Below are 21,059 nucleotides of genomic sequence, written 5' to 3' on the forward strand. Positions count from 1 at the left end.
GCCATTTCAATTCATTAGTTATTTAAGATAAACGGACGACCGTAACCTAAGGAGTTGGAACCTGTAGATAAATTTGTTCCTACGTTAGTACCGAAACCGACAACTCCAAAATTAACTTGGAAGTCATTTTCATACTCAGGATCCGCATCTGGGTACTTACTGAACGAAGGATCCCAGTCTTTCAATCGGTTAGAATAACTAAAGCCGATATACCAGCAATCTGAGGTATAGCGAAGTCCTGCCAACCATTCAAGATCTTGATCGGTGGTCAAATCATAGAAGTACTGACCGTTGAATTGCCACTTGCGTGACAGTTGGTATGAAGTCAGTAAACCCGCTTGAGAAATACCATCTTCGGTCAAAGCATCAAGGTTGAGGTCAACCGTTTCTTCAATATACTCTTTAGTTACGTAACGGTAGTTACCTTGAATGTAACCGCCATCAAATCGATATTCCAACGTACTGTTACCAAATTGAATGGCGTTGCTATCGATGTCGTATTGAATACCACCGTGGTAGAACAGGTAATCGTCGTAGTTAAAATCGAGTTCAACCGCGAGTGCTGAGTAGTTGGAGTCGTGCTTCGCGTTATCAGTTCCCTCGGCATCTTTATATTCTTGGTCGATATAAAAAATTTGGCCAAAGGACAGACTTAAGCGTTCTTTATACGCGCTATCAAAGAAGCGTGTTGATGCGCCGTAGCTAAGCTGATTGGCCGGTGCGATGCGATCGACGCTGCTGTAGCGACGGCTACGGAACAGGCCGTAGTAATCGGTTTGTAGCAAAGTGGTATCGTAAAGATAGATATCATTTTGATCGGTCTTTGGTACATACAGATACTGAATTTGCGGCTCAAGGGTTTGAGTGTAGTTGTCGAGTACGACGGTATCACGCTCGAGTACGATGCCGGCATGTGAACGAAACTCAGGAATGACGCGCGAAACCTCTTCTTGTAGATCGTAACCACTAAAGCTACTCGAGCTCAGATTTAAGCCATCGAGGTCTTGATGATAGTAAGTGCCGAGTAAGCGGGCTTCTGTGGTCCATGATCCCCAAGTTGTGCCCAGTGGCACTTTTAAGCCCGGTTCAATATGTACGCGAGTTGCTGATGGCTTAGAGGAGTTGTCGGTTTCGAAACGTGAAACTTTACTCTTAATATCAAAGTCTAGATAGCGCATTAGCTCTGGAGCGTAATAGTTAAAATCGAGCTGTGGCATAAGCTGATAAGGCGCACTACTACCAGAGGTTAATAGTTGGAAATCACGGGTTTGAATCGACGCATCCCAAGAATCTGAGCGATATTTAACAATAAACTCTTGCATCAGTTGACCGTCTTCGCGATTACCTATGCTGGAATCGAGGTCGGTGAAATAGTCAATATCACTGACTTTGGAGTAGTCAATATTGAACTTCCACGATTTATCGAAGATACCGCTGTGTTCGTATTGAACCCCCCAGCGCGCGCCTTTTTCTGAATACTTGCTATCGTCTGGTAGATACTCAGATGTAATGGAGCCACGGCCAAAGTCGGTCAAATAACGGAATTTACTGTTTAATTGCGCACCGCGTTTGTCCATGTACTTAAGCGTAGTTTCAAGATCGAGGCTTGGGGCAATGTTCCAATACACTGGAATTTCGAATTCGTAGCCGTCGCTTGAACCGTAAGAAACAGTTGGGTATAAGAAGCCTGTTTTACGCGTATCGCCAATCGGCACGGTCAAAAATGGCAGGTAAAAGACCGGAATATTTTGCACTTCAAAACGCGGGTTATAGAAGGTCGCTTCATCTTCGTCTTGGTCGACGTCGATGCTGGTGGCAACAAGGCGCCAAGAGCTGTCATCTTCAGGGCAAGATGTTAATGAACCATCTTGAATTTCGTAAACCGCTTTGCCTGTTTTGGATACGTAAACCGCTTCACCACGGCCAGGTTCACACAAAAATTTGTATTTGGTGTTTTCAAGTGTGACTTGTTCGGTGGTTAGATTGTTGGTGGCTTTGTCTGAAACGGTTTTAAATTGCCCATCATTAAAATTAACATCGCCTTCGGCCACCACGATGTTCTCTTTTTGATGTAAAGTAACGCGATCCGCATTGATACGCTTTTTACCTTGGGTAACAACAACATTGCCTTTATAGACGGCTTTGTCACCGTTAATGGCTTCAAGGGAATCCGCTTCCACATTTATGGGTTGTTGAGTGGGATTTTCTGGCTCGGGTTCATTGATCAAACATTGATCTGTAGTGGGCAGATCCTGCACACTAGCATCTGGCATCGATTCTGCTTGAGTCTGCGGAATAAACAGCGCAGCGCTCACGGAAGCAGCTAAAAAGGTGCGGGAAAAACATGACATCGAGTTTTACTATCCTGTTCAACTTGAGTGATCCGGTAAGTAGATGACCGAATGTGATTTAAAACGGGGTCTATCATAAAGGAATTTAACGCTTCCGGCACTATCAGACCACGTTACGATAAAAAAATTCAGACATTGAGAGCACATAATGCAGTTTTTTGGCAAAATTCTTGGCGCCTTTTTTGGCTTCTTATTTGGCGGACCTTTGGGGGCGGTGTTTGGGTTATTCCTTGGGCATCAGTTCGACAAAGCACGCCGTTTGAACCAAGCCGGATTTCGAACTGGCAGTTTTGGTTCCGGACCGAGCCAAGCAGAGCGTCAGGAGGAGTTTTTTAAGGCCGCGTTTGCGGTGATGGGGCACGTAGCGAAAGCGAAAGGCCAAGTGACCAAAGAAGAGATTCAACTCGCCAGTGCGATGATGGATCGAATGAATTTGCACGGTGAGCAACGCCGCGCGGCGCAAGAGGCGTTTCGTGACGGTAAAGCGGTGGACTTCCCGCTAGAAAATGTGTTGGAAAAAGTACGCATTTCAACCGGTGGTCGTTTTGACTTATTGCAGTTTTTCTTAGAGTTGCAAATTTCGGCGGCGTTTGCCGATGGCGATATTCATCCGAGCGAGCGTAACTTACTGCATAAAGTCGCGCGCGGTTTGGGCTTCTCTTCTCAACAACTTGAGCAGCGTCTGCGCATGCAAGAAGCGGCGTTTCGTTTTCAGCGCGGTGGCTCACAAGATTACTCCGGCCAGCAGAGTGGCGGTCAGTATTCGGGGCAGTGGCAACAAGCCAGTCAAACCGACCAACTGGCGGATGCTTACAACCTGCTTGGCGTCAGTGAGAATGCCGATGGCAAAGAAGTAAAGCGTGCGTATCGTAAGCTGATGAATGAACATCATCCGGACAAACTGATGGCCAAAGGTCTACCGCCGGAGATGATGAATATGGCTAAAGAAAAATCCCAGGAAATTCAACGCGCTTATGACTTAATCAAGAAAGTGAAAGGTTTTAAGTAATCGCATATTAACGCGAGATAGTAATAAAAAAGGCGAGCACTTAGCTCGCCTTTTTTTGTAAGCATAACCGTTATTTACGCACTGCAATCGCTTCGATTTCGATGCCAACATCTTTAGGCAAACGTGCAACTTCGACACAAGATCGCGCTGGGTAATTCGCGACATTGTGGTCATCGAAAAACTTGCCATATACTTCATTGACTGTGCCAAAATCATTGAGATCTTTAACAAAAACCGTCATTTTTACGATATCAGCCACACTTAGACCAGAAGACTCAACCACTGCCTTGACGTTATTCAGTGATTGCAATGCTTGCTCGGCGATATCCGCAGCCACTTCACCTGTGGTGGGGTTGACCGGAATCTGGCCTGAAGTCATCACCATGCTGCCAAGATCAACGCCTTGTACGTATGGGCCAATTGCCGCTGGTGCAGATTCGGTATGAAGAACTTTTGTCATTGTTATATCCATATGTTGAGGTTAAACGCTCAAAACAGTGTGCCGCGAAATACTTGAATGGTAAAGGTAAAATCCAAGCGACTTCGCGGCAGCGCATCGGCAAAGTGGCGGAAATTAATTTTCCGTCATCACATCGCGAGAGAAGACTTTTTCGCAATATTTACACTTGAGACGAATCTCATTGTGTTTTTCAAATACGCGAAAGCTGCTATCGACAGGTTCGTTGTGAGTAATGCAGTTGGTGTTTGGACATTGAAAAACCCCTTGAACGTGCTCTGGCAGTTCCAAAGCCAGTTTTTTCACCACTTCGTAGTTTTCGATTTGGTTGACGGTGGCATGCGGTGCATACAGTGCCAGCTTGTTTGCTTGCTCTTCATTGATGAAGACATTTTCAATTTTGAGTAAGTCTTTGCTGCCAAGTGCAGAAGAGGGCAGGTTAAGGCCGACGGTGACGCGCTGCTCCGATTTGTCCATCGCAAATAATTTCAGCACTTTAATGCCAATTTGCGCGGGAATGTGGTCGATCACTGTACCGTTTTTAATCGCTTCAACTTGTAATTGTGTTTCTTTAACCATGATAACGTCCTCGATTACAGTGATTCGTTGAGTACAAGTGCTAATAAGGCTTCACGAGCATAGACACCATTTTCCGCTTGCTGGAAGTAGTAAGCGTGTGGTGTTTTATCGACATCAATGGTGATTTCATCGACGCGTGGCAGTGGGTGAAGTACCTTAAGGTTGCTGCGTGCTTCTGTTAGTAGCGCGGCATTGAGCACGTAAGCTGATTTGATGTGTGCGTATTCAGATTCATCAAAACGCTCTTTTTGTACACGCGTCATATACAGAATATCCAGCTCTGGAATCACGCTTTCCATGTCGGTATGCAAGCTGTATTCGATGCCTGCTTCATCCAACTCTTCACACAGGTAATCTGGCATCGCTAACGCTTCAGGCGCGATAAAGTAGAAGCGAATATTATTGAATTTAGCCAGTGCTTGAGTGAGCGAATGCACGGTACGACCGTATTTCAAATCGCCAACAAACGCGACGTTGAGGTTATCTAGGCGACCTTGAGTTTCCGATATAGTGAATAGGTCTAGCAGCGTTTGAGTTGGATGTTGGTTGGCCCCGTCGCCTGCGTTGATAACCGGTGTGCCGTGTGAAAATTCAGAAGCCAAACGGGCTGCGCCTTCTTGCGGGTGACGCATCACAAATGCATCAACGTAGGAAGAAATCACTTGTACGGAATCAGCGAGGGTTTCGCCTTTGTTCGCCAGTGACGTGTTACCCGCGCTATCAAAACCGATCACACTGCCACCAATGCCTTGAATCGCGGTTTCAAACGACAAGCGCGTACGCGTTGAAGGTTCAAAGAAGCAGCTGGCGATCACCTTGTTTTTAATCAAGGTTGGATTTGGGTTCGCCTTTAACTCGCCAGCGGTATGTACGATCAGCTCCAGTTCTTGGCGTGAAAGCTCTGGTATGGAGATAATGTGCTTGTGATAAAGCGTGTTGGTCATAATCTTCTTTCCTTCAAGCAATAAAAAAGCCCCCCATTACGGGAGGCTTTAACATATTCAGAAGAATAACAAAAAATGAGGCCACGTAAGCCATTTGGCTTACCGAAAGTGCGTCGCATTGTCGCTACGATACCCAGCGTCATTTCATATCCCTCAGACAAATTGCCGAGCATTATACGCTTGCAAACGATTACCTCAAGGTTTTTGTGAGCAAATTAGTGACCTAAAGTGGCGACCATTACCGCTTTAATGGTATGCATACGGTTTTCTGCTTCATCAAACACAATCGAGTAATCCGACTCAAACACTTCGTCCGTCACTTCAAGGCCATTCATGCCATATTTTTCCGCAACTTGTTTGCCGATTTCGGTTTCATCATTATGAAAGGCGGGTAGGCAGTGCATAAATTTCACTCGTGGATTCCCCGTCAGTTTGATGACGTCCATATTGACTTGATAAGGCTTAAGTAAGCTTACTCGTTCATCCCAAGCTTCTGGGGCTTCACCCATGGAAACCCACACATCGGTGTATAAGAAATCACAGCCTTTGACACCTTCGGCGACATTTTCAGTCAAGGTGATGGTTGCGCCGCTTTGCTCGGCCAGTTCTTGGCACTGAGCAACTAAGTGGTCGTCGGGCCAGAAAGCTTTAGGCGCAACCAAGCGAATATCAACGCCCATCATTGCCGCGCCAACCATCAGCGAATTGCCCATGTTATTGCGCGCATCACCAAGGTAGGCAAGGCTAAGTTGATTGAGTGATTTACCATTGCTGAATTCGAGCATGGTAAGAAAATCCGCCAAGATCTGAGTGGGATGAAATTCATCGGTCAGACCGTTCCAAACCGGAACGCCAGCGAATTGACCGAGCTCTTCGACGATGCTTTGTCCATAGCCGCGATACTCGATGCCATCGTACATGCGTCCAAGCACGCGAGCGGTGTCTTTCATCGATTCTTTGTGGCCAATTTGCGAACCAGAAGGACCGATATAAGAAACTTGTGCCCCTTGGTCAAAAGCAGCGACCTCAAAGGCGCAGCGAGTGCGTGTCGAGGATTTTTCAAAAATCAGCGCGATGTTTTTTCCGACTAAGGTTTTTTGTTCTGTACCCGCATATTTGGCTTTTTTTAGCTCAGCGGCCAGATCGAGCAAAAACTGCACTTCTTTAGGCGAAAAGTCCAGTAGTTTTAAAAAGTTACGATTACGTAAGTTGAACGCCATATGCGGGTCCTTTGATACCATCAAATAATGACCCTAGTTAAACATAAATATTAGGTTATTGTGAATAATTATTTTAATTAATAACCTAAATTTCGATAAGAAGTCATTTTTTATGACTATAAATTCTGTTTTGTTATCGATTACATCGCTTCTTTTACGCCTCGACGGATTAACAGATAGTTGACGGGAAATGCTGTGATGAGCCCGCACACCATAGCTATTTGCATCATCCACCAAAAACTGGCCGAGTTTATAATTAGTTGTGTATGGAGTTTCTGAGCGAATAGATAAAAATGGGCGAATGCCATAAAACCGTACATACCGACTTGCCAAGCGATCAGTGAAAGAAAATCGGCTTTGAAGGCCTGAATGAGCGCGCGAGGTCGGCTCATATTGCTCATGGGCTTGATTGCCAAATATTGAAATACGATACCAATGCTAAGGGCGAGAATAAAATCTAGCCCCCACACTGCAAATATCTTGTCTTTAAATAGCCAATGCCAACCAAATAAAACGGCGACAGATGGAGCTAAATACGCCAGTGTTTCGGCAATGATATCTCCAAGAGTACAGCCACTTCCACAGTGAAATGCCCCCTTGATGACTTGAACAATGAAAGGAGTTTGGGAGTGACCATGGTGTTGAGAATGTGAATGTGCAGAAACGCGACCATATCGCAGATAGATAAACAGTACCAAGAGATGACCAAATAAAGCGCACAACGGCCAAACCCAATTCATTATCTGCATAGCTTGTGGATGTTTAGCTACATCCCATCGAATATAAGCGGCACATATCACGCCTAGTGTGATGGAAAGATAAGAAATTAACGTTATCCAAGTTGGAATCATAGGGCAGCTCTCCTTCTTATCGTGGTACGAATAGATTTGAAAACACGCATTCATTGCAACAATTTGTCCAGCAAAATGCAAATGAGTCGTAAGTCCCAAACTTATTTATGACTAAGCGACGTCGGTTTGTTGGTCAACGCGAAGGGAGTGGATAGTAAAACGTTTGTAAGAGGGGGGGGCTAGCAAACGCCTCCGAAGAAGCGTTTGCATGATTCAGTGGAAGTTAGAGGTTTTCTTCTGCGAATTCCGCCAAGCGACTGCGCACCACACCATTGAGGTGAATGTTGGCACTGCCTTCGAAATTCTTAAATCGTTCGACCATATAGGTTAGACCGGATGTCACCGGGGTCAAATAGTGGGAGTCAATCTGCGCCAAGTTACCAGAGCAGACAATTTTGGTACCTTCTCCACAGCGGGTGATGATGGTTTTGATTTGTGAAGCGGTTAAGTTTTGGCACTCATCCAGGAGGACGAATGCATTTTGAATCGAACGACCACGCATAAAGTTAATCGACTTAAACTGTATGTTGGCCTTATCACAGATGTATTTTAACGACCCTTCTGTGCAGTGGTCGTGTTTATGCAGCGCTTCAAGCGTATCGGTAACGGCTGCAAGCCACGGCATCATCTTCTCTTCTTCCGTACCCGGTAAGAAGCCGATCGATTCACCGATATCTGGCGTGTTGCGAGTGACGATGATTTTATCAAACTGATTCTTTTCAATCGTTTGTTCAAGCGCAGCCGCCATTGCGAGCAGCGTCTTACCGCTACCGGCCGCGCCGGTTAAAATCACTAAATCAATATCCGGGTCAAGCAGGGCATCAAGTGCCATCGCTTGATAGATGTTTTTTGGGGTGATATCCCAAGCGCGGCGGTGCATCATATGCTCGCGGCTGAGATCTTTTAGGGTGATTTCCTCTGGAGTGATGTCTTCTACTCTACCCGCGAAATCACTTTCTTCATCAATAACATATTGGTTGATATAGGTTGGCTCAAACGGCTCTCTAGCCAGAGTATGGAAGGTTTTTCCGGCTAAATTCTTGGTTTGAACTTCGCTGACATTACTCCAGAAATCGCCTTCGATTTGCTGGAATCCCTTGGTGAGATATTGGACATCATCAATCAGTTGGTCTGTACGGTAGTCTTCGACGAATCGAACACCGGCACCTTTGGCTCGCAGTCGCATGTTGATGTCTTTGGTCACCAACACCACTTCGCGAGGGGCGCGTTTGTTTTGCAAATATAACACTGCATTCAGAATTCGATTGTCACCGGCTTTGTCAGCAAACGCTTTGACTGTCTCTTGCAGTTCAAAATCGGCCAGAATCGAAATATGCCCGGTAGTCATACCTTGTTTGGAAAAAGGAATGCCTTCTGAAATTTGGTCCGGTGTGGCATCGCGGAACAAATCTTCTAGTGCGCGAATCGCGACGCGAGCGTCTCTAGCAACATCCCGTTTGCTATCTTTGATTCGGTCTAGTTCTTCGAGGACGGTCATGGGAATGACCACATCGTGTTCTTGGAAGGAGTAAATGGCAAGAGGTTCGTGAAGCAGAATGTTGGTATCAAGTACAAACAGTTTCCGATCGGTATCGCCCATAAGCGTCTCCTTGCCGCATTGCGGCGTGCTTAGCAATAGATGCTTGCAGTGCGCTTTCACTTAGGCTGTATGGGGACTAGCAGAAGTGATGACGACAAGCTGCAAACCCGTATGGTTCCCGTTATGAATAAAGCATAACCCGTGCCAAAAAGGTGATATGTGCACTTGGCCTATTCATTTTGAGTATATTCAATTTTGACTACACTCACGGATAGATTTGCCATTCATTTATGACATTTTGACGTCATGCAAAAGGACGAAAAAAAATCGGTGCTTTTAGGGTGTTTGTTCGTGACCTGTATCACGGCTTGCAGTAATATTAGCGACCTTTTTTCTCAGCCGAGCACAAACCTAATTTCGCGTGTTTGTTGCTTTTTTCTTGGCTGGGAACAATTAAGATAACAGACTCTTAATTTCCATTATTCAAAAGGTGAGGTAGTCGATTCATGACATTTGCTTTGGGGCAACGCTGGATCAGCGACACGGAAAGTGATTTGGGATTGGGTACAGTGGTGGCGATGGATGCGCGCACTGTGACTCTGATGTTTGCTGCATCAGAAGAGAACCGAGTGTATGCACGTAACGATGCGCCCGTAACCCGAGTCACCTTTAACGTGGGTGACCAAATTGAAAGTCAACAAGGGTGGTTTTTGGCGGTTGAGCAAGTGGTCGAAGATAACGGACTATTTACCTATATCGGTACGCGTGAAGATAGCGAAGAGCAAGGTGTCGCACTGCGCGAGATCATGCTTAGCCACCAGATTCGTTTTAACAAACCACAAGACAAATTGTTTGCCGGCCAGATTGACCGTATGGACAATTTCGTGCTGCGCTACCGCGCGCTCACTAATCAATACCAACAACACAAAAGCCCGATGCGCGGCTTGTGTGGTATGCGCGCAGGCTTGATTCCTCATCAGCTTTATATTGCCCATGAAGTCGGACGTCGTCATGCCCCTCGTGTGTTGTTGGCCGATGAAGTGGGTTTGGGTAAAACCATCGAAGCGGGCATGATCATTCATCAGCAAGTGCTTTCCGGCAGAGCGGAAAGAATTCTGATTGTGGTTCCGGAAACACTTCAGCATCAATGGCTGGTGGAAATGCTGCGCCGTTTTAACCTCCATTTCTCGATTTTTGACGAAGAACGCTGTGTCGAAAGCGTCGCAGAAGGTGAAAACCCCTTTGATACTCAGCAGTATGTGTTGTGCTCGCTAGATTTCATTCGCAAAAGCCGCCAACGCTTTGAACAAGCGCTGGAAGGTGAGTGGGATCTGTTGGTGGTCGATGAAGCCCACCATTTAGAATGGAGCCAAGACAACTCAAGCCGCGAATACCAAATCATTGAAGGCCTTGCCAATAATACGCCTGGCGTGTTGCTGCTCACCGCAACCCCAGAACAGCTTGGCCGTGAAAGCCACTTTGCCCGTTTGCGTCTTCTTGATCCGGATCGTTTTTACGATTACCAAGCTTTCGTTGAAGAAGAAGCTCAATATGAACCCGTTGCTGATGCCGTTGCTGCACTATTTTCGGGCGAGCAGCTTCAAAATGACGCAAAAAATAAGATTACCGAACTACTTTCTGAACAAGATGTTGAACCTTTGTACCGCATTTTAAACAGCGATGCGGATGAAGAAGAAAAAGCGGCTGCGCGCCAAGAGCTTATCGACAACTTGATGGACAGACACGGTACTGGGCGCGTGTTATTCCGTAACACGCGTGCCGCAATTCAAGGTTTTCCTAAACGCCATGTGAACTTGTTGCCGATGGATATTCCATCTCAATACGCGACTTCAATGCGTGTTGCTAACATGATTGGCGGCAAGATGAGTGTTGAAGCTCGAGCGGTGAAAAACCTTTACCCAGAAGAAATTTTCCAAGAATTTGAAGGCGATGAAGCAAGCTGGTGGCAGTTTGATCCGCGCGTAAATTGGCTATTGGAAAAAATCACTGAAAAACGCAGTGAGAAGATTTTGGTGATCGCTTCACGTGCCAGTACTGCGCTGCAATTAGAGCAGGCACTGCGCGAACGCGAAGGTATTCGCGCGACCGTATTCCATGAAGGTATGTCGATTCTTGAACGAGACAAAGCCGCGGCTTACTTTGCTCAGGAAGAGGGCGGCGCTCAAGTGTTGATCTGTAGTGAAATTGGCTCCGAAGGGCGCAACTTCCAGTTTGCCAGCCAATTGGTGATGTTTGATCTGCCGGTTAACCCAGACTTACTGGAACAGCGTATTGGTCGTTTGGACCGTATCGGTCAGTTGCGCGACATCGACATTTTTGTGCCTTATTTACGCGGTACGTCGCAAGAGATTTTGGCGCGTTGGTTTAACGAAGGCCTGAATGCCTTTGCTGAAACTTGTCCAACCGGTCGCACCGTATTTGATCAATATGGTAGTGCTGTGATTGAAATGCTCGCCAGTGGCGATACCAGTGAGTTGGACGAGGTTATTGATAGTTCAGCGAAGCTAAATAAATCGCTCAAAGCTCAGTTGGAACAAGGCCGCGACCGTTTACTTGAGATGCATTCTAACGGCGGAGATAAAGCGCATGACATCGTTGAACGTATCGCAGCGACCGATGGCGATACCAACTTAGTCACTTTTGCGCTTAGCCTGTTTGATACCATTGGTCTTAATCAAGATGATAAAGGCGACAACGCCATTGTTGTTACGCCATCAGAACATATGATGGTGCCAAGTTATCCAGGTTTGCCTTATGAAGGCGCGACGATTACCTTTGATCGCGACACGGCTCTTTCTCGTGAAGACATGAACTTTATCAGTTGGGAACACCCGATGATTCAAGGCGGGATCGATTTGCTGATGAGCGAAGGTGTCGGCACTTCTGCGGTTTCTTTACTGAAAAACAAAGCGCTGCCAGTTGGTACTCTGCTGCTTGAATTGGTATTTGTGGTTGATGCTCAGGCGCCGAAAAGCAGTGGTATTAGCCGCTTTTTACCGCCAACACCGATTCGCTTGATGCTGGATCAAAAAGGTAATGATTTGTCTGAGCAAGTGGAATTTGAAGGCTTCAACCGCCAGTTAAGCCCAGTGAATCGTCATTTAGCCAGCAAGTTAGTAACCTCAGTGCAGCCGCAAATTCATCATTTGATTGAAGCGGGTGAACAGCTGATCAAAGCTAAAGTCGATGCGGTACGTGAGCAGGCGCAGCGCGATATGCACAGCCGCTTAAATAGCGAACTTGAGCGCTTACAAGCGTTGAAAGCGGTCAACCCCAATATTCGTGATGAAGAGATCACTGCACTGGATGAGCAGATGAACACGCTAAATAGCTATATTGAACGTGCTCAGTATCAGCTGGATTCGCTGCGTGTGATTGTAGTGTCACACAACTGATAACCAATGACATATCAGCAAATAAAAAGGCCTTCATATGAAGGCCTTTTTTGATCGCGGATGTTATCGATGGTGAATTACATCAACCATTTCCACCATACGAATAGTGCAAGGAAACCGAATAGGTAAATCAAACCAGCAATCGATAGCCATTTCAATTTAGTGCCCACAGCCAACGCTTTTGGCAGTGGTGTTTTGGTGACCAAAATGAAGTTCAGCAATGCGAAGAAAGGCGTGGTAATAAACGCCAGTACCATAGCGAAGTTCAGCATTGGAATCAGTGCTGATGCCCAAAATAGAATAATGGCTAAGGCGAGCGCAGAGACAGACCACATCCAGTATTGAGTGGTTTTGCCATTCATTTTGGCTTGGCCGCGTAGCAAACGTTGCGATTCAGAAATCACTCGTGCGTAGCCGTCGATAACCGTAATGGTACTGCCGAAAATACAGAAGAAAGCAATGACCGCAATCAAGTAGCGAGACCATTCGCCAATGGTTGAAGCGTACATACCAACCAATTGATGAGAAAAGCCAATTCCAGATTTCGACAGTTCAACACCAGAGCCGTGCAGTACCAAAGCGCCTAATGCGAGGAACACAATCGCCAGCAGCGCAGTACCAATATAGCCGACGTTGAAATCGAGCAGAGCAGAGCGCGCAGTGACATTTTGTTGGCTGCGTTGGCTCTTAAGCCACATTGAGGTCAGGCTAGAGATCTCAATTGGCGCAGGCATCCAACCCATAGTCACAACGATAAAACCGATCGCGGCGATGGTCCAAGGTGATGGCGATTCCGCAGCAGCAACCGCAGGTGCAGCGCTGTTAGAAAATGCCATGACCACCGCACTCAATGTCGCAATCGTCAAAACGGCCATGATGATTTTAGACAGTGAATCCAGTGCTTTATAGTGACCTGCGAACAGAATTGCCAAGCAAGTGAACAAGACGATTGCGCTTAGTGTTCCCATTGAAAGCTCAACGGGAATAAAGTAACCGAGCAAGCTGGCACTAAATAGTGCAAGCGCGGCGGTATTTACCACGGCGGAAACCGTAGTTAACAGCGTAAACACCCACAAATATGGGCGTCCGAGTTTTGAGTAGCCTTCAACTAAGCTTTCACCAGTGCCCATGGTGTACTGAACACCAGCGCGAAAAAATGGGTATTTAAATAGGTTGACGAGCAAAATCAGTGCGGCGAGTTGCCAGCCATAAATCGCACCAGCTTTAGTTGAAGCGACTAAGTGTGACCCACCAACTGCAGCGGCAGCAGTCATGATTCCGGGGCCCAATGATTTTACAAATTGCGACAGGGAAGCTCGCCCTTCGGCGGGCCGATATTCGGCAGCATTCTCCATGGTTAATCCTTATACGTGTGTGTTTGCATTATGTTTTATAGTTTTTGTCAATAGATGGTATGGATATCACATGTGATAATTGTGTCAAACTAATTTTACTTATTTTTTTATTTTGGTATTTCCAGGTTGACAGTTTGGGGTTTGGGATGATGTTGAGTCTGTTATAATCGCGGCGATTTTTGACAAGAGAACATCTTTAATGGCGATGCAAGAGTACAACCCACCGACCGATCCTTGGGTTGAAATAATTTATCAAGATGAGCACATTTTGGCGGTCAATAAGCCCTCAGGATTATTGTCAGTGCCAGGGCGTTTGGCCGAGCATCACGACAGTATGTGGAGTCGCTTGCAACAAACTTATCCTGAAATTCAAGTTGTGCATCGCCTTGATATGGACACTTCTGGGCTGATGGTGTTTGCTAAAAACAAACGCGCTGAATCGGCGTTAAAGAAGCAATTCCAATATCGTTTAACGCATAAAGTGTATTACGCGCGGGTTTGGGGGCAGGTTGAAAACGAGCAAGGTGAGTTAGATTTTCCACTTGTGTGTGACTGGCCAAATCGGCCGCGCCAGAAAGTCTGCTACCAAGATGGTAAACCGGCGAAAACTTTTTATCAGGTCGTTAAGCGTGAAGCGCAAACGACGATTGTCCGTTTATTGCCGGTAACAGGACGTTCTCATCAGTTGCGCGTGCACATGCAAGCGCTCGGACATCCGATTGTTGGCGATGAGTTTTACGCATCCGAGCAAGCTTTTGCGTTTTCTGATAGGTTAGAGCTCCACGCCGCAGAATTAAGTTTTTATCACCCTCGTAGCCATTGGCTGCGAAGCCTGTTTGTGGCTTGTGATTTTTATCCTGAGGGCGAAGAGATGATCTTTGATTACTTTGACCCAGAGAGAAAGCTGCCGGATTATAAAACTCTGCCCAAGCCATAAATAAGGATGTTGGGTAGCTCAAGGAGAGTGTTATGTCGTTACCTAAAATCGTGTTTCTGGATCGCGCCACGATTCCTGCGCACATTCATGTGCCTCATCTGCCATTTGATCACCAATGGGTCGAATATGACACTACCACGCCAGAGCAAGTGATTGAGCGTATTTACGATGCGACTGTGGTGATCACCAATAAAGTGGTACTCAAAGGCGAACTGATATCCCAACTTCCTGATCTTAAGCTGATTGCCGTGTCGGCGACCGGTTATAACAATGTCGATATTGAAGCGTGCCGCGCTAACAATATTGCGGTAACCAATATTCAAGGTTACGCGACTCAGTCTGTACCGGAACATGTGGTCGCAATGATATTTGCGCTGCGCCGCAACTTATTTGCTTATCATCAAGATATCGCCGATGGCCACTGGCAGCGCAGCGGTCAGTTCTGCTTTTTTACTCATCCAATTAATGACATTGCCGGCTCAACGCTTGGTATTGTCGGCAGTGGCACCTTGGGTCAAGCAACGGCGTCACTTGCCAAAGCGATTGGCATGCATGTGCTGTTTGCCGAACGTAAAGGTGCTAAGGCGTGCCGTGAGGGCTTTACACCATTTGAACAAGTGCTCAAGCAGGCGGATGTGTTGACGCTGCATTGCCCACTCAATGAGCAGACCGAAAGCCTGATTGGGGCCGATGAGCTGAAGACCATGAAATCCTCCGCTGTTGTAATCAATACTGGGCGTGGCGGTTTGGTGGATGAAAGTGCGCTAGTTAACGCCTTAAAACAAGGGGACATTGCAGGCGCGGGTGTAGATGTATTTACTCAAGAGCCTGCCGATAATTCCAATCCGCTGCTAGCAAATAGCGCTCTGCCTAATTTGCTACTGACGCCGCATGTTGCATGGGGCAGTGATTCGGCGATTTCAAAGTTGGTGGCGATCCTTATCGATAATATTGCGGCCTTTGAGCGCGGCGAACAACAAAACCGCATCGTTTAAAGCGCATCGTTTTAATAATTTAATTGTTAGATTACTCAATAATTTAACCAAATCACCCTCTAAACGGCCGGTTTTAAACTAACGCTAAATGCTGATAGTTTTGTTAGTTAAATGAGGTGGTTTTTTTGTGAATTTTACCCATTCAATTGCATGAGTTTGATGAATGTTTGTGCGCTAATTGGTAATCTTAAATAGGCAATGTTTTGCTTATTTATGGCTAGATACAATTATAACAACGTCAGGAACAACAAACTCATGGATAACAATCAGCATATTAACCCTCTGATCTTTAAAGGTCAGGGGGAAACCTATTTGGGTATTTGGATAGTCAATATTTTCCTTTCTATCGTCACTTTGGGTATTTATTCGGCTTGGGCCAAAGTTCGTACCAAACGTTATTTTTATGGCAGTACCGAGCTTGCCGGTGATGTGTTTGAATATCACGGTACGCCAGGGCAAATTCTCAAAGGACGACTTGTCGCTTTAGTGTGCGTTCTCGTCTGGGCGTTAGTCAGCCAAACCAGCGGTCCGATTTCAGCGATAATGCTACTTGGTTTCTATCTCGCTCTTCCTTGGCTGCTGTGGAGTAATGCGCGTTTTGATTCTGCGATGACCAGTTACCGCAATGTGCATTTTTCGTTTGAAGGCTCTTTGGCATTAGCCTACAAACACATCTTAGGACGTGGTATTGGCGCTTTGGTGTTGATGGCGCTGTATATTGTCGTCATCACCGTGACTGCCCAGGTTTCTATTGTGCTATCGGTGATTTTGGGGCTTGGGGCTCTGATCGTCATGGCGCTGCTGTATTCTTGGGTGGTAAGCGGAATGATGCGCTATTTTGTTAATGGTTACCGTTATGGTGACTGGGCATTTTCTGCGGATATCAAGCAAGGGGTATTTAGCAAAATTTACTTTTCGGCGATGGCTTACGGAATACTGGGCTTCATTGCTTTAAGTATTGTTACCATCGCGTCCAGTTTCTCTGGCGGCCGAATTACCGATATGTTGCAAGGTCAGATGCCAAGTTTTGGTATCGACCAAGTGATGCCGTTCGTAATGATGTACATTGGCTTTATACTCATCACTTTAGCGTTAACCGCTTACACCGCATCGCGAGTTCGTAATTATCTGTTCTCGTGTATGCTGCTTACTCACAGTGAAACCTCTCAACTTAAATTGACGTTTATTTCTCAGTTTAATACGCGCGGTTATATGTGGTTGATCCTGTCTAATTTCCTATTACAAGTCGTTAGCTTAGGATTTGCAAGGCCTTGGGTCATGGTGCGCTCCGCTCGCTACGTGGCAGATAACACGCGAGTGGTGGGAGATATGTCTCTGTTGGTCTCTTATGATCAACCGTCAAACGTTGATTCCGCTATTTCTGATGAATTGGCTCAAGCTTTTGATTTAAATCTAGGCATCGGTTAATGCAACTCAGTGGTCATGTTTTTGCGCCGCGCAGTTCAGAGCGCAGTGCGGCGCAATTTCAATATCAGTCAGATTCGCAGTGGCTGCTCATCACCCACAGTGGAATGCTCAGTTACTCAGCTGATGAAGTGACGTTTAGTGATCCGGTTGGTGATAGGCCGATTCGCATCAGCTTGCCAGACGGACGAGTGTTTGTCACACCGCGAACGCCAGAGCTAGATACTTGGCTGGCTCCCACGCGGCCTTGGGCATTTGTCTTGGATTGGTTCGAGTCGAACTGGTTGGCGTGGGCTGGCAGTATTATGTTGTGCGCCGTGATGGTGATTGGTGGTTACCAATATGCGCTGCCTTGGGTCAGTCATAAAACCGCGCAAGCGATTCCGACACCTTGGGCTTTGCAGTTGGGAGATAAAGTGCTGGCAACCCTTGATCACTATTGTCAGCCATCCAACCTTTCAACTCAGCGGCAGGCTGAGATTCGTCGTCGTGTGGATCATTTTCTACCTAGGCTTCCCACAATGCCATATAAGGTCAATATCGAGTTTCGTTCCGACGACGGGCAAGCCAATGCGTTTGCACTGCCAGGAGGCACGATTGTGCTTTTGGATGGCGTGGTTAATTTGGCGAAAACCGAGCAACAGTTAGACGCAATCGTACTGCATGAGCTTGGTCATGTTTACCATCGCCATATGATGACGCGTTTGGTCGAGTCGAGCATCATTTCGGTTGCCGTCGCGCTGATGACAGGGGAAGCGAGTGGGGTGATTGATAATATGGCAGGCGCAGGGGTATTTCTGTTAGCCAATCGTCGCTCTCGCGGTGATGAGCAGCAAGCGGATGCGTTCGCACGCCAAGCCTTAATTACCCTGTATGGCAGTGCGAACAGCCTTGGTGAGGTGTTTTTGTTACTCAAACAACAGGGCGGCTTAGAAGCGCCTGAATGGTTGAGTACTCACCCCAATATGGAAGAGCGAATCGAGCGTAGCCATTAATGTGATTAGCAATAAAAAAGCAGCGCCTTAGCGCTGCTTTTTTTGTCAAACTCTTAATTAAAGAGCGGCAATGGTGACTTTCTGCTCTTCAAGTTTGGCTAATGTTTCTTTGTAGCCTTCAAGCTTTTCACGCTCTTTAGCAACTACCGCTTCAGGCGCTTTCGCCACAAAACCTTCGTTACCCAGTTTGCCTTCTAGGCGCTTGATTTCACCGAGAGTTTTCTTCACTTCACCGTCAAGGCGAGCCAGTTCTGCGTCTTTATCAATGATGCCAGCCATTGGAATCATTAATTCAGATTTCGCAACCAGTGCCGTTGCACAGGCTGGTGTCTCTTCGCCATCTTTCAGTACGCGAATACTTTCAAGTTTGGCGAGTGATACTAATACTTGTTCATTGGCGCTAACGCGCGCAGCATCGGTTTCGCTAGCGGCTTTGAGCATCACTTCCAGAGGTTTACCTGGATTGATATCGTATTCTGCACGCAAGTTACGAATGCTGGTGATAAAGCTCTTCACCCATTCGATATCATCCAGTGCTTCTTGATGGAAGTTCGCTTCATCGTATTGAGGCAACGCTTGTAGCATGATGGTGTCACCTTCCACACCATCAACCAAAGGCTTGATACTTTGCCAGATGGTTTCTGTGATGTATGGAATCACTGGGTGCGCCAAACGCAGCGTTTTCTCAAGTACGGTGATCAGGGTACGACGCGTGCCACGTTGCGCCGCTTCGTTACCTTTCCACAATACCGGTTTAGTCAGCTCTAAGTACCAGTCACAGAATTGGTTCCAGATGAATTCGTAAATGGTGTTCGCTGCCATATCAAGGCGGAAGTTATCGATGTGACCATTGAACTCTTTAGCGGCAAGTTCGAACTGAGATTCGATCCACTTGTCGGCAAGAGAGTATTCGATGTCACCACCATTGAAGCCGCAATCTTGCTCTTCGGTGTTCATCAATACGTAACGGCTCGCGTTCCACAGCTTGTTACAGAAGTTACGGTAACCTTCAAGACGCTTCATATCCCAGTTTATATCACGGCCCGTAGAGGCCATCGCGGCGAGAGTGAAGCGTAGCGCGTCAGTACCGTAGGCTTCGATACCGTTTTCAAAGGTTTTACGCGTGTTTTTCTCGATCTTAGCCGCCAGTTGAGGCTGCATCATGTTACCGGTGCGCTTCTCAACTAGAGATTCAAGGTCGATGCCGTCAATCATGTCGATTGGGTCAAGTACGTTACCTTTGGACTTCGACATTTTGTCGCCGTTCTCATCACGGATAAGACCGGTAACGTAAACGGTTTTAAACGGTACTTGTGGTTTGCCGTTTTCATCTTTAATGAAATGCATGGTCATCATGATCATGCGCGCAACCCAGAAGAAGATGATGTCAAAGCCCGTTACCAATACGTCTGATGGGTGGAAAGCTTTGAGATCTGGAGTTTGCTCAGGCCAGCCTTGAGTTCCGAAAGTCCATAGTGCAGATGAGAACCAAGTATCTAGAACGTCGTCGTCTTGGCGCAGTTCAATTACAGATTCAAGGTTGTTGTTGCTGCGCACTTCGTCTTCGCTACGACCGACATACACATTGCCTTGGTTGTCGTACCAAGCTGGAATGCGGTGACCCCACCATAGCTGACGTGAAATACACCAGTCTTGAATGTCACGCATCCAAGAGAAGTACATGTTTTCGTACTGTTTTGGCACGAATTGGATTTCGCCATCTTCAACCGCTTTGGTTGCGACTTGCGCAAGAGGTGCTGCGCGCACGTACCATTGGTCAGTGAGCATAGGCTCAATGACTACGCCGCCGCGGTCACCGTAAGGCACAGTAAGATCGTGATCTTTGATCTCTTCAAGTAAACCCAGCTGTTCGAATTCTGCAACCACGGCTTTACGCGCTGCGAAACGCTCAAGGCCTTGGTATTGCGCTGGAATATCTGCAGGGTAGGCATCACTTGGTTCACCGTTGGTAGTAAACACTTCCGCTTCGGCGCGAATGTTGGCATCAAAGGTCAGGATGTTGATCATTGGCAGTTGATGACGCTTACCGACTTCGTAGTCATTAAAGTCGTGCGCTGGCGTGATTTTCACACAGCCGGTGCCTTTTTCCATATCGGCGTGTTCGTCACCCACGATTGGAATACGGCGATCAACCAATGGCAAAATGATCTCTTTACCGATCAGGTCTTTATAGCGAGGATCTTCTGGGTTTACCGCGACGCCAGTGTCACCGAGTACGGTTTCTGGACGCGTAGTCGCGACAACAATGTAGTCTTTGCCTTCTGCTGTCTTAGCGCCATCCGCAAGCGGGTAACGGAAGTGCCACATATGACCTTTTTTGTCTTTGTTTTCAACTTCAAGGTCAGAGATCGCAGTGTGCAGTTTTGGATCCCAGTTAACCAAGCGTTTACCACGGTAGATCAAATCTTCTTCGTAAAGACGCACAAACACTTCTTGAACGGCGTTGGAGAAGCCTTCATCCATCGTGAAGCGCTCACGGTCCCAATCCACAGACGCGCCAAGGCGACGTAGCTGCTTGGTAATGGTGCCGCCAGATTGGCCTTTCCATTCCCAGATTTTGTCGATAAACGCATCACGACCGTAATCGTGTTTGGTTTTCTCTTCTTCTGCGGCGATCTTACGCTCTACCACCATTTGCGTGGCGATACCTGCGTGGTCGGTACCGACTTGCCAAAGGGTATTTTTGCCCTTCATGCGTTCGCAGCGGATTAGGGTGTCCATGATCGTGTCTTGGAAAGCATGGCCCATGTGCAGGCTACCCGTGACGTTTGGTGGCGGGATCATGATGCTAAATGATTGTTTCGTCGTGTCACCGTGCGGCTTAAAGTAGCCTTTCTCTTCCCAAGCTTGATACAGAGCTTGTTCGATTGAAGTTGGGTTGTATGTCTTTTCCATAGCGCTCATTTTTCCTCATCATAATTGCGCAGCGAGCTTTGAACACATGCATAAACTCAAGCCAATGTG

General features: G+C 46.8%; 15 protein-coding genes. 6 read left to right on the forward strand and 9 right to left on the reverse strand.

Annotated elements, in window-relative coordinates:
* Positions 1-14: 14 nt before the first annotated feature.
* Entirely contained in the window at positions 15-2,351 is a 2,337-nt protein-coding gene (gene lptD, locus BLS03_RS12720; protein WP_093274467.1) for an LPS assembly protein LptD, read from the reverse strand.
* A 148-nt stretch (positions 2,352-2,499) separates the two neighbouring features.
* On the opposite strand from lptD, the gene djlA reads away from it, so the two are divergent.
* Positions 2,500-3,360 carry a co-chaperone DjlA gene (djlA, locus tag BLS03_RS12725; protein WP_093274470.1) on the forward strand — a complete coding sequence of 287 codons (861 nt, stop codon included), beginning with the start codon at positions 2,500-2,502 and terminating at the stop codon, positions 3,358-3,360.
* 70 nt (positions 3,361-3,430) lie between these two features.
* Here the strand turns inward: djlA and BLS03_RS12730 are convergent, their stop codons facing one another.
* The 6 genes from BLS03_RS12730 to BLS03_RS12755 form a co-directional block, all read right to left on the reverse strand.
* Positions 3,431-3,820 carry a RidA family protein gene (locus tag BLS03_RS12730; protein ID WP_093274474.1) on the reverse strand — a complete coding sequence of 130 codons (390 nt, stop codon included), beginning with the start codon at positions 3,818-3,820 and terminating at the stop codon, positions 3,431-3,433.
* Between the two features lie 114 nt (positions 3,821-3,934).
* Entirely contained in the window at positions 3,935-4,396 is a 462-nt protein-coding gene (gene pyrI, locus BLS03_RS12735) for an aspartate carbamoyltransferase regulatory subunit (protein ID WP_093274477.1), read from the reverse strand.
* A 14-nt stretch (positions 4,397-4,410) separates the two neighbouring features.
* Entirely contained in the window at positions 4,411-5,340 is a 930-nt protein-coding gene (gene pyrB, locus BLS03_RS12740; protein WP_093274479.1) for an aspartate carbamoyltransferase, read from the reverse strand.
* Positions 5,341-5,555: 215 nt separating this feature from the next.
* Positions 5,556-6,560: an ornithine carbamoyltransferase gene (gene argF, locus BLS03_RS12745; RefSeq protein ID WP_093274482.1), complete on the reverse strand. Its 1,005-nt coding sequence runs from the start codon at positions 6,558-6,560 to the stop codon at positions 5,556-5,558.
* 140 nt (positions 6,561-6,700) lie between these two features.
* Positions 6,701-7,411 (reverse strand): DUF4396 domain-containing protein, encoded by a 711-nt coding sequence (locus BLS03_RS12750; protein WP_093274485.1) that lies wholly within the window; start codon positions 7,409-7,411, stop codon positions 6,701-6,703.
* Between the two features lie 223 nt (positions 7,412-7,634).
* Complete coding sequence (locus tag BLS03_RS12755) at positions 7,635-9,011, reverse strand: PhoH family protein (protein ID WP_093274487.1); 1,377 nt, start codon at positions 9,009-9,011, stop codon at positions 7,635-7,637.
* Positions 9,012-9,457: 446 nt separating this feature from the next.
* On the opposite strand from BLS03_RS12755, the gene rapA reads away from it, so the two are divergent.
* Positions 9,458-12,367, forward strand: coding sequence for an RNA polymerase-associated protein RapA (rapA, locus tag BLS03_RS12760; protein WP_093274489.1), 2,910 nt, complete (start codon positions 9,458-9,460; stop codon positions 12,365-12,367).
* Positions 12,368-12,444: 77 nt separating this feature from the next.
* On the opposite strand, the gene BLS03_RS12765 is transcribed toward rapA, so the two are convergent.
* The gene (locus BLS03_RS12765) at positions 12,445-13,722 is read right to left on the reverse strand and encodes an NRAMP family divalent metal transporter (protein ID WP_093274492.1); all 1,278 of its coding nucleotides are present in this window, start codon (positions 13,720-13,722) and stop codon (positions 12,445-12,447) included.
* Positions 13,723-13,921: 199 nt separating this feature from the next.
* On the opposite strand from BLS03_RS12765, the gene rluA reads away from it, so the two are divergent.
* From rluA to BLS03_RS12785, 4 genes are all read left to right on the forward strand, one after another.
* Positions 13,922-14,659, forward strand: a complete 738-nt coding sequence (rluA, locus tag BLS03_RS12770; protein ID WP_093274494.1) for a bifunctional tRNA pseudouridine(32) synthase/23S rRNA pseudouridine(746) synthase RluA — start codon at positions 13,922-13,924, stop codon at positions 14,657-14,659.
* A 32-nt stretch (positions 14,660-14,691) separates the two neighbouring features.
* Positions 14,692-15,654, forward strand: coding sequence for a D-2-hydroxyacid dehydrogenase (locus tag BLS03_RS12775; protein ID WP_093274496.1), 963 nt, complete (start codon positions 14,692-14,694; stop codon positions 15,652-15,654).
* Positions 15,655-15,909: 255 nt separating this feature from the next.
* Positions 15,910-17,082 (forward strand): YjgN family protein, encoded by a 1,173-nt coding sequence (locus BLS03_RS12780; protein WP_093274498.1) that lies wholly within the window; start codon positions 15,910-15,912, stop codon positions 17,080-17,082.
* Complete coding sequence (locus tag BLS03_RS12785; protein ID WP_093274500.1) at positions 17,082-18,074, forward strand: M48 family metallopeptidase; 993 nt, start codon at positions 17,082-17,084, stop codon at positions 18,072-18,074. The genes BLS03_RS12780 and BLS03_RS12785 overlap by 1 nt, the downstream gene beginning before the upstream one ends.
* Positions 18,075-18,131: 57 nt before the next feature.
* On the opposite strand, the gene BLS03_RS12790 is transcribed toward BLS03_RS12785, so the two are convergent.
* A complete protein-coding gene (locus tag BLS03_RS12790) occupies positions 18,132-20,990 on the reverse strand; it encodes a valine--tRNA ligase (RefSeq protein WP_093274501.1) in 2,859 nt (952 codons plus the stop codon).
* Positions 20,991-21,059: the final 69 nt, after the last annotated feature.

Origin of the sequence: Vibrio xiamenensis, assembly GCF_900100015.1 — a bacterium.
Taxonomy (GTDB): Bacteria; Pseudomonadota; Gammaproteobacteria; order Enterobacterales; family Vibrionaceae; genus Vibrio; species Vibrio xiamenensis.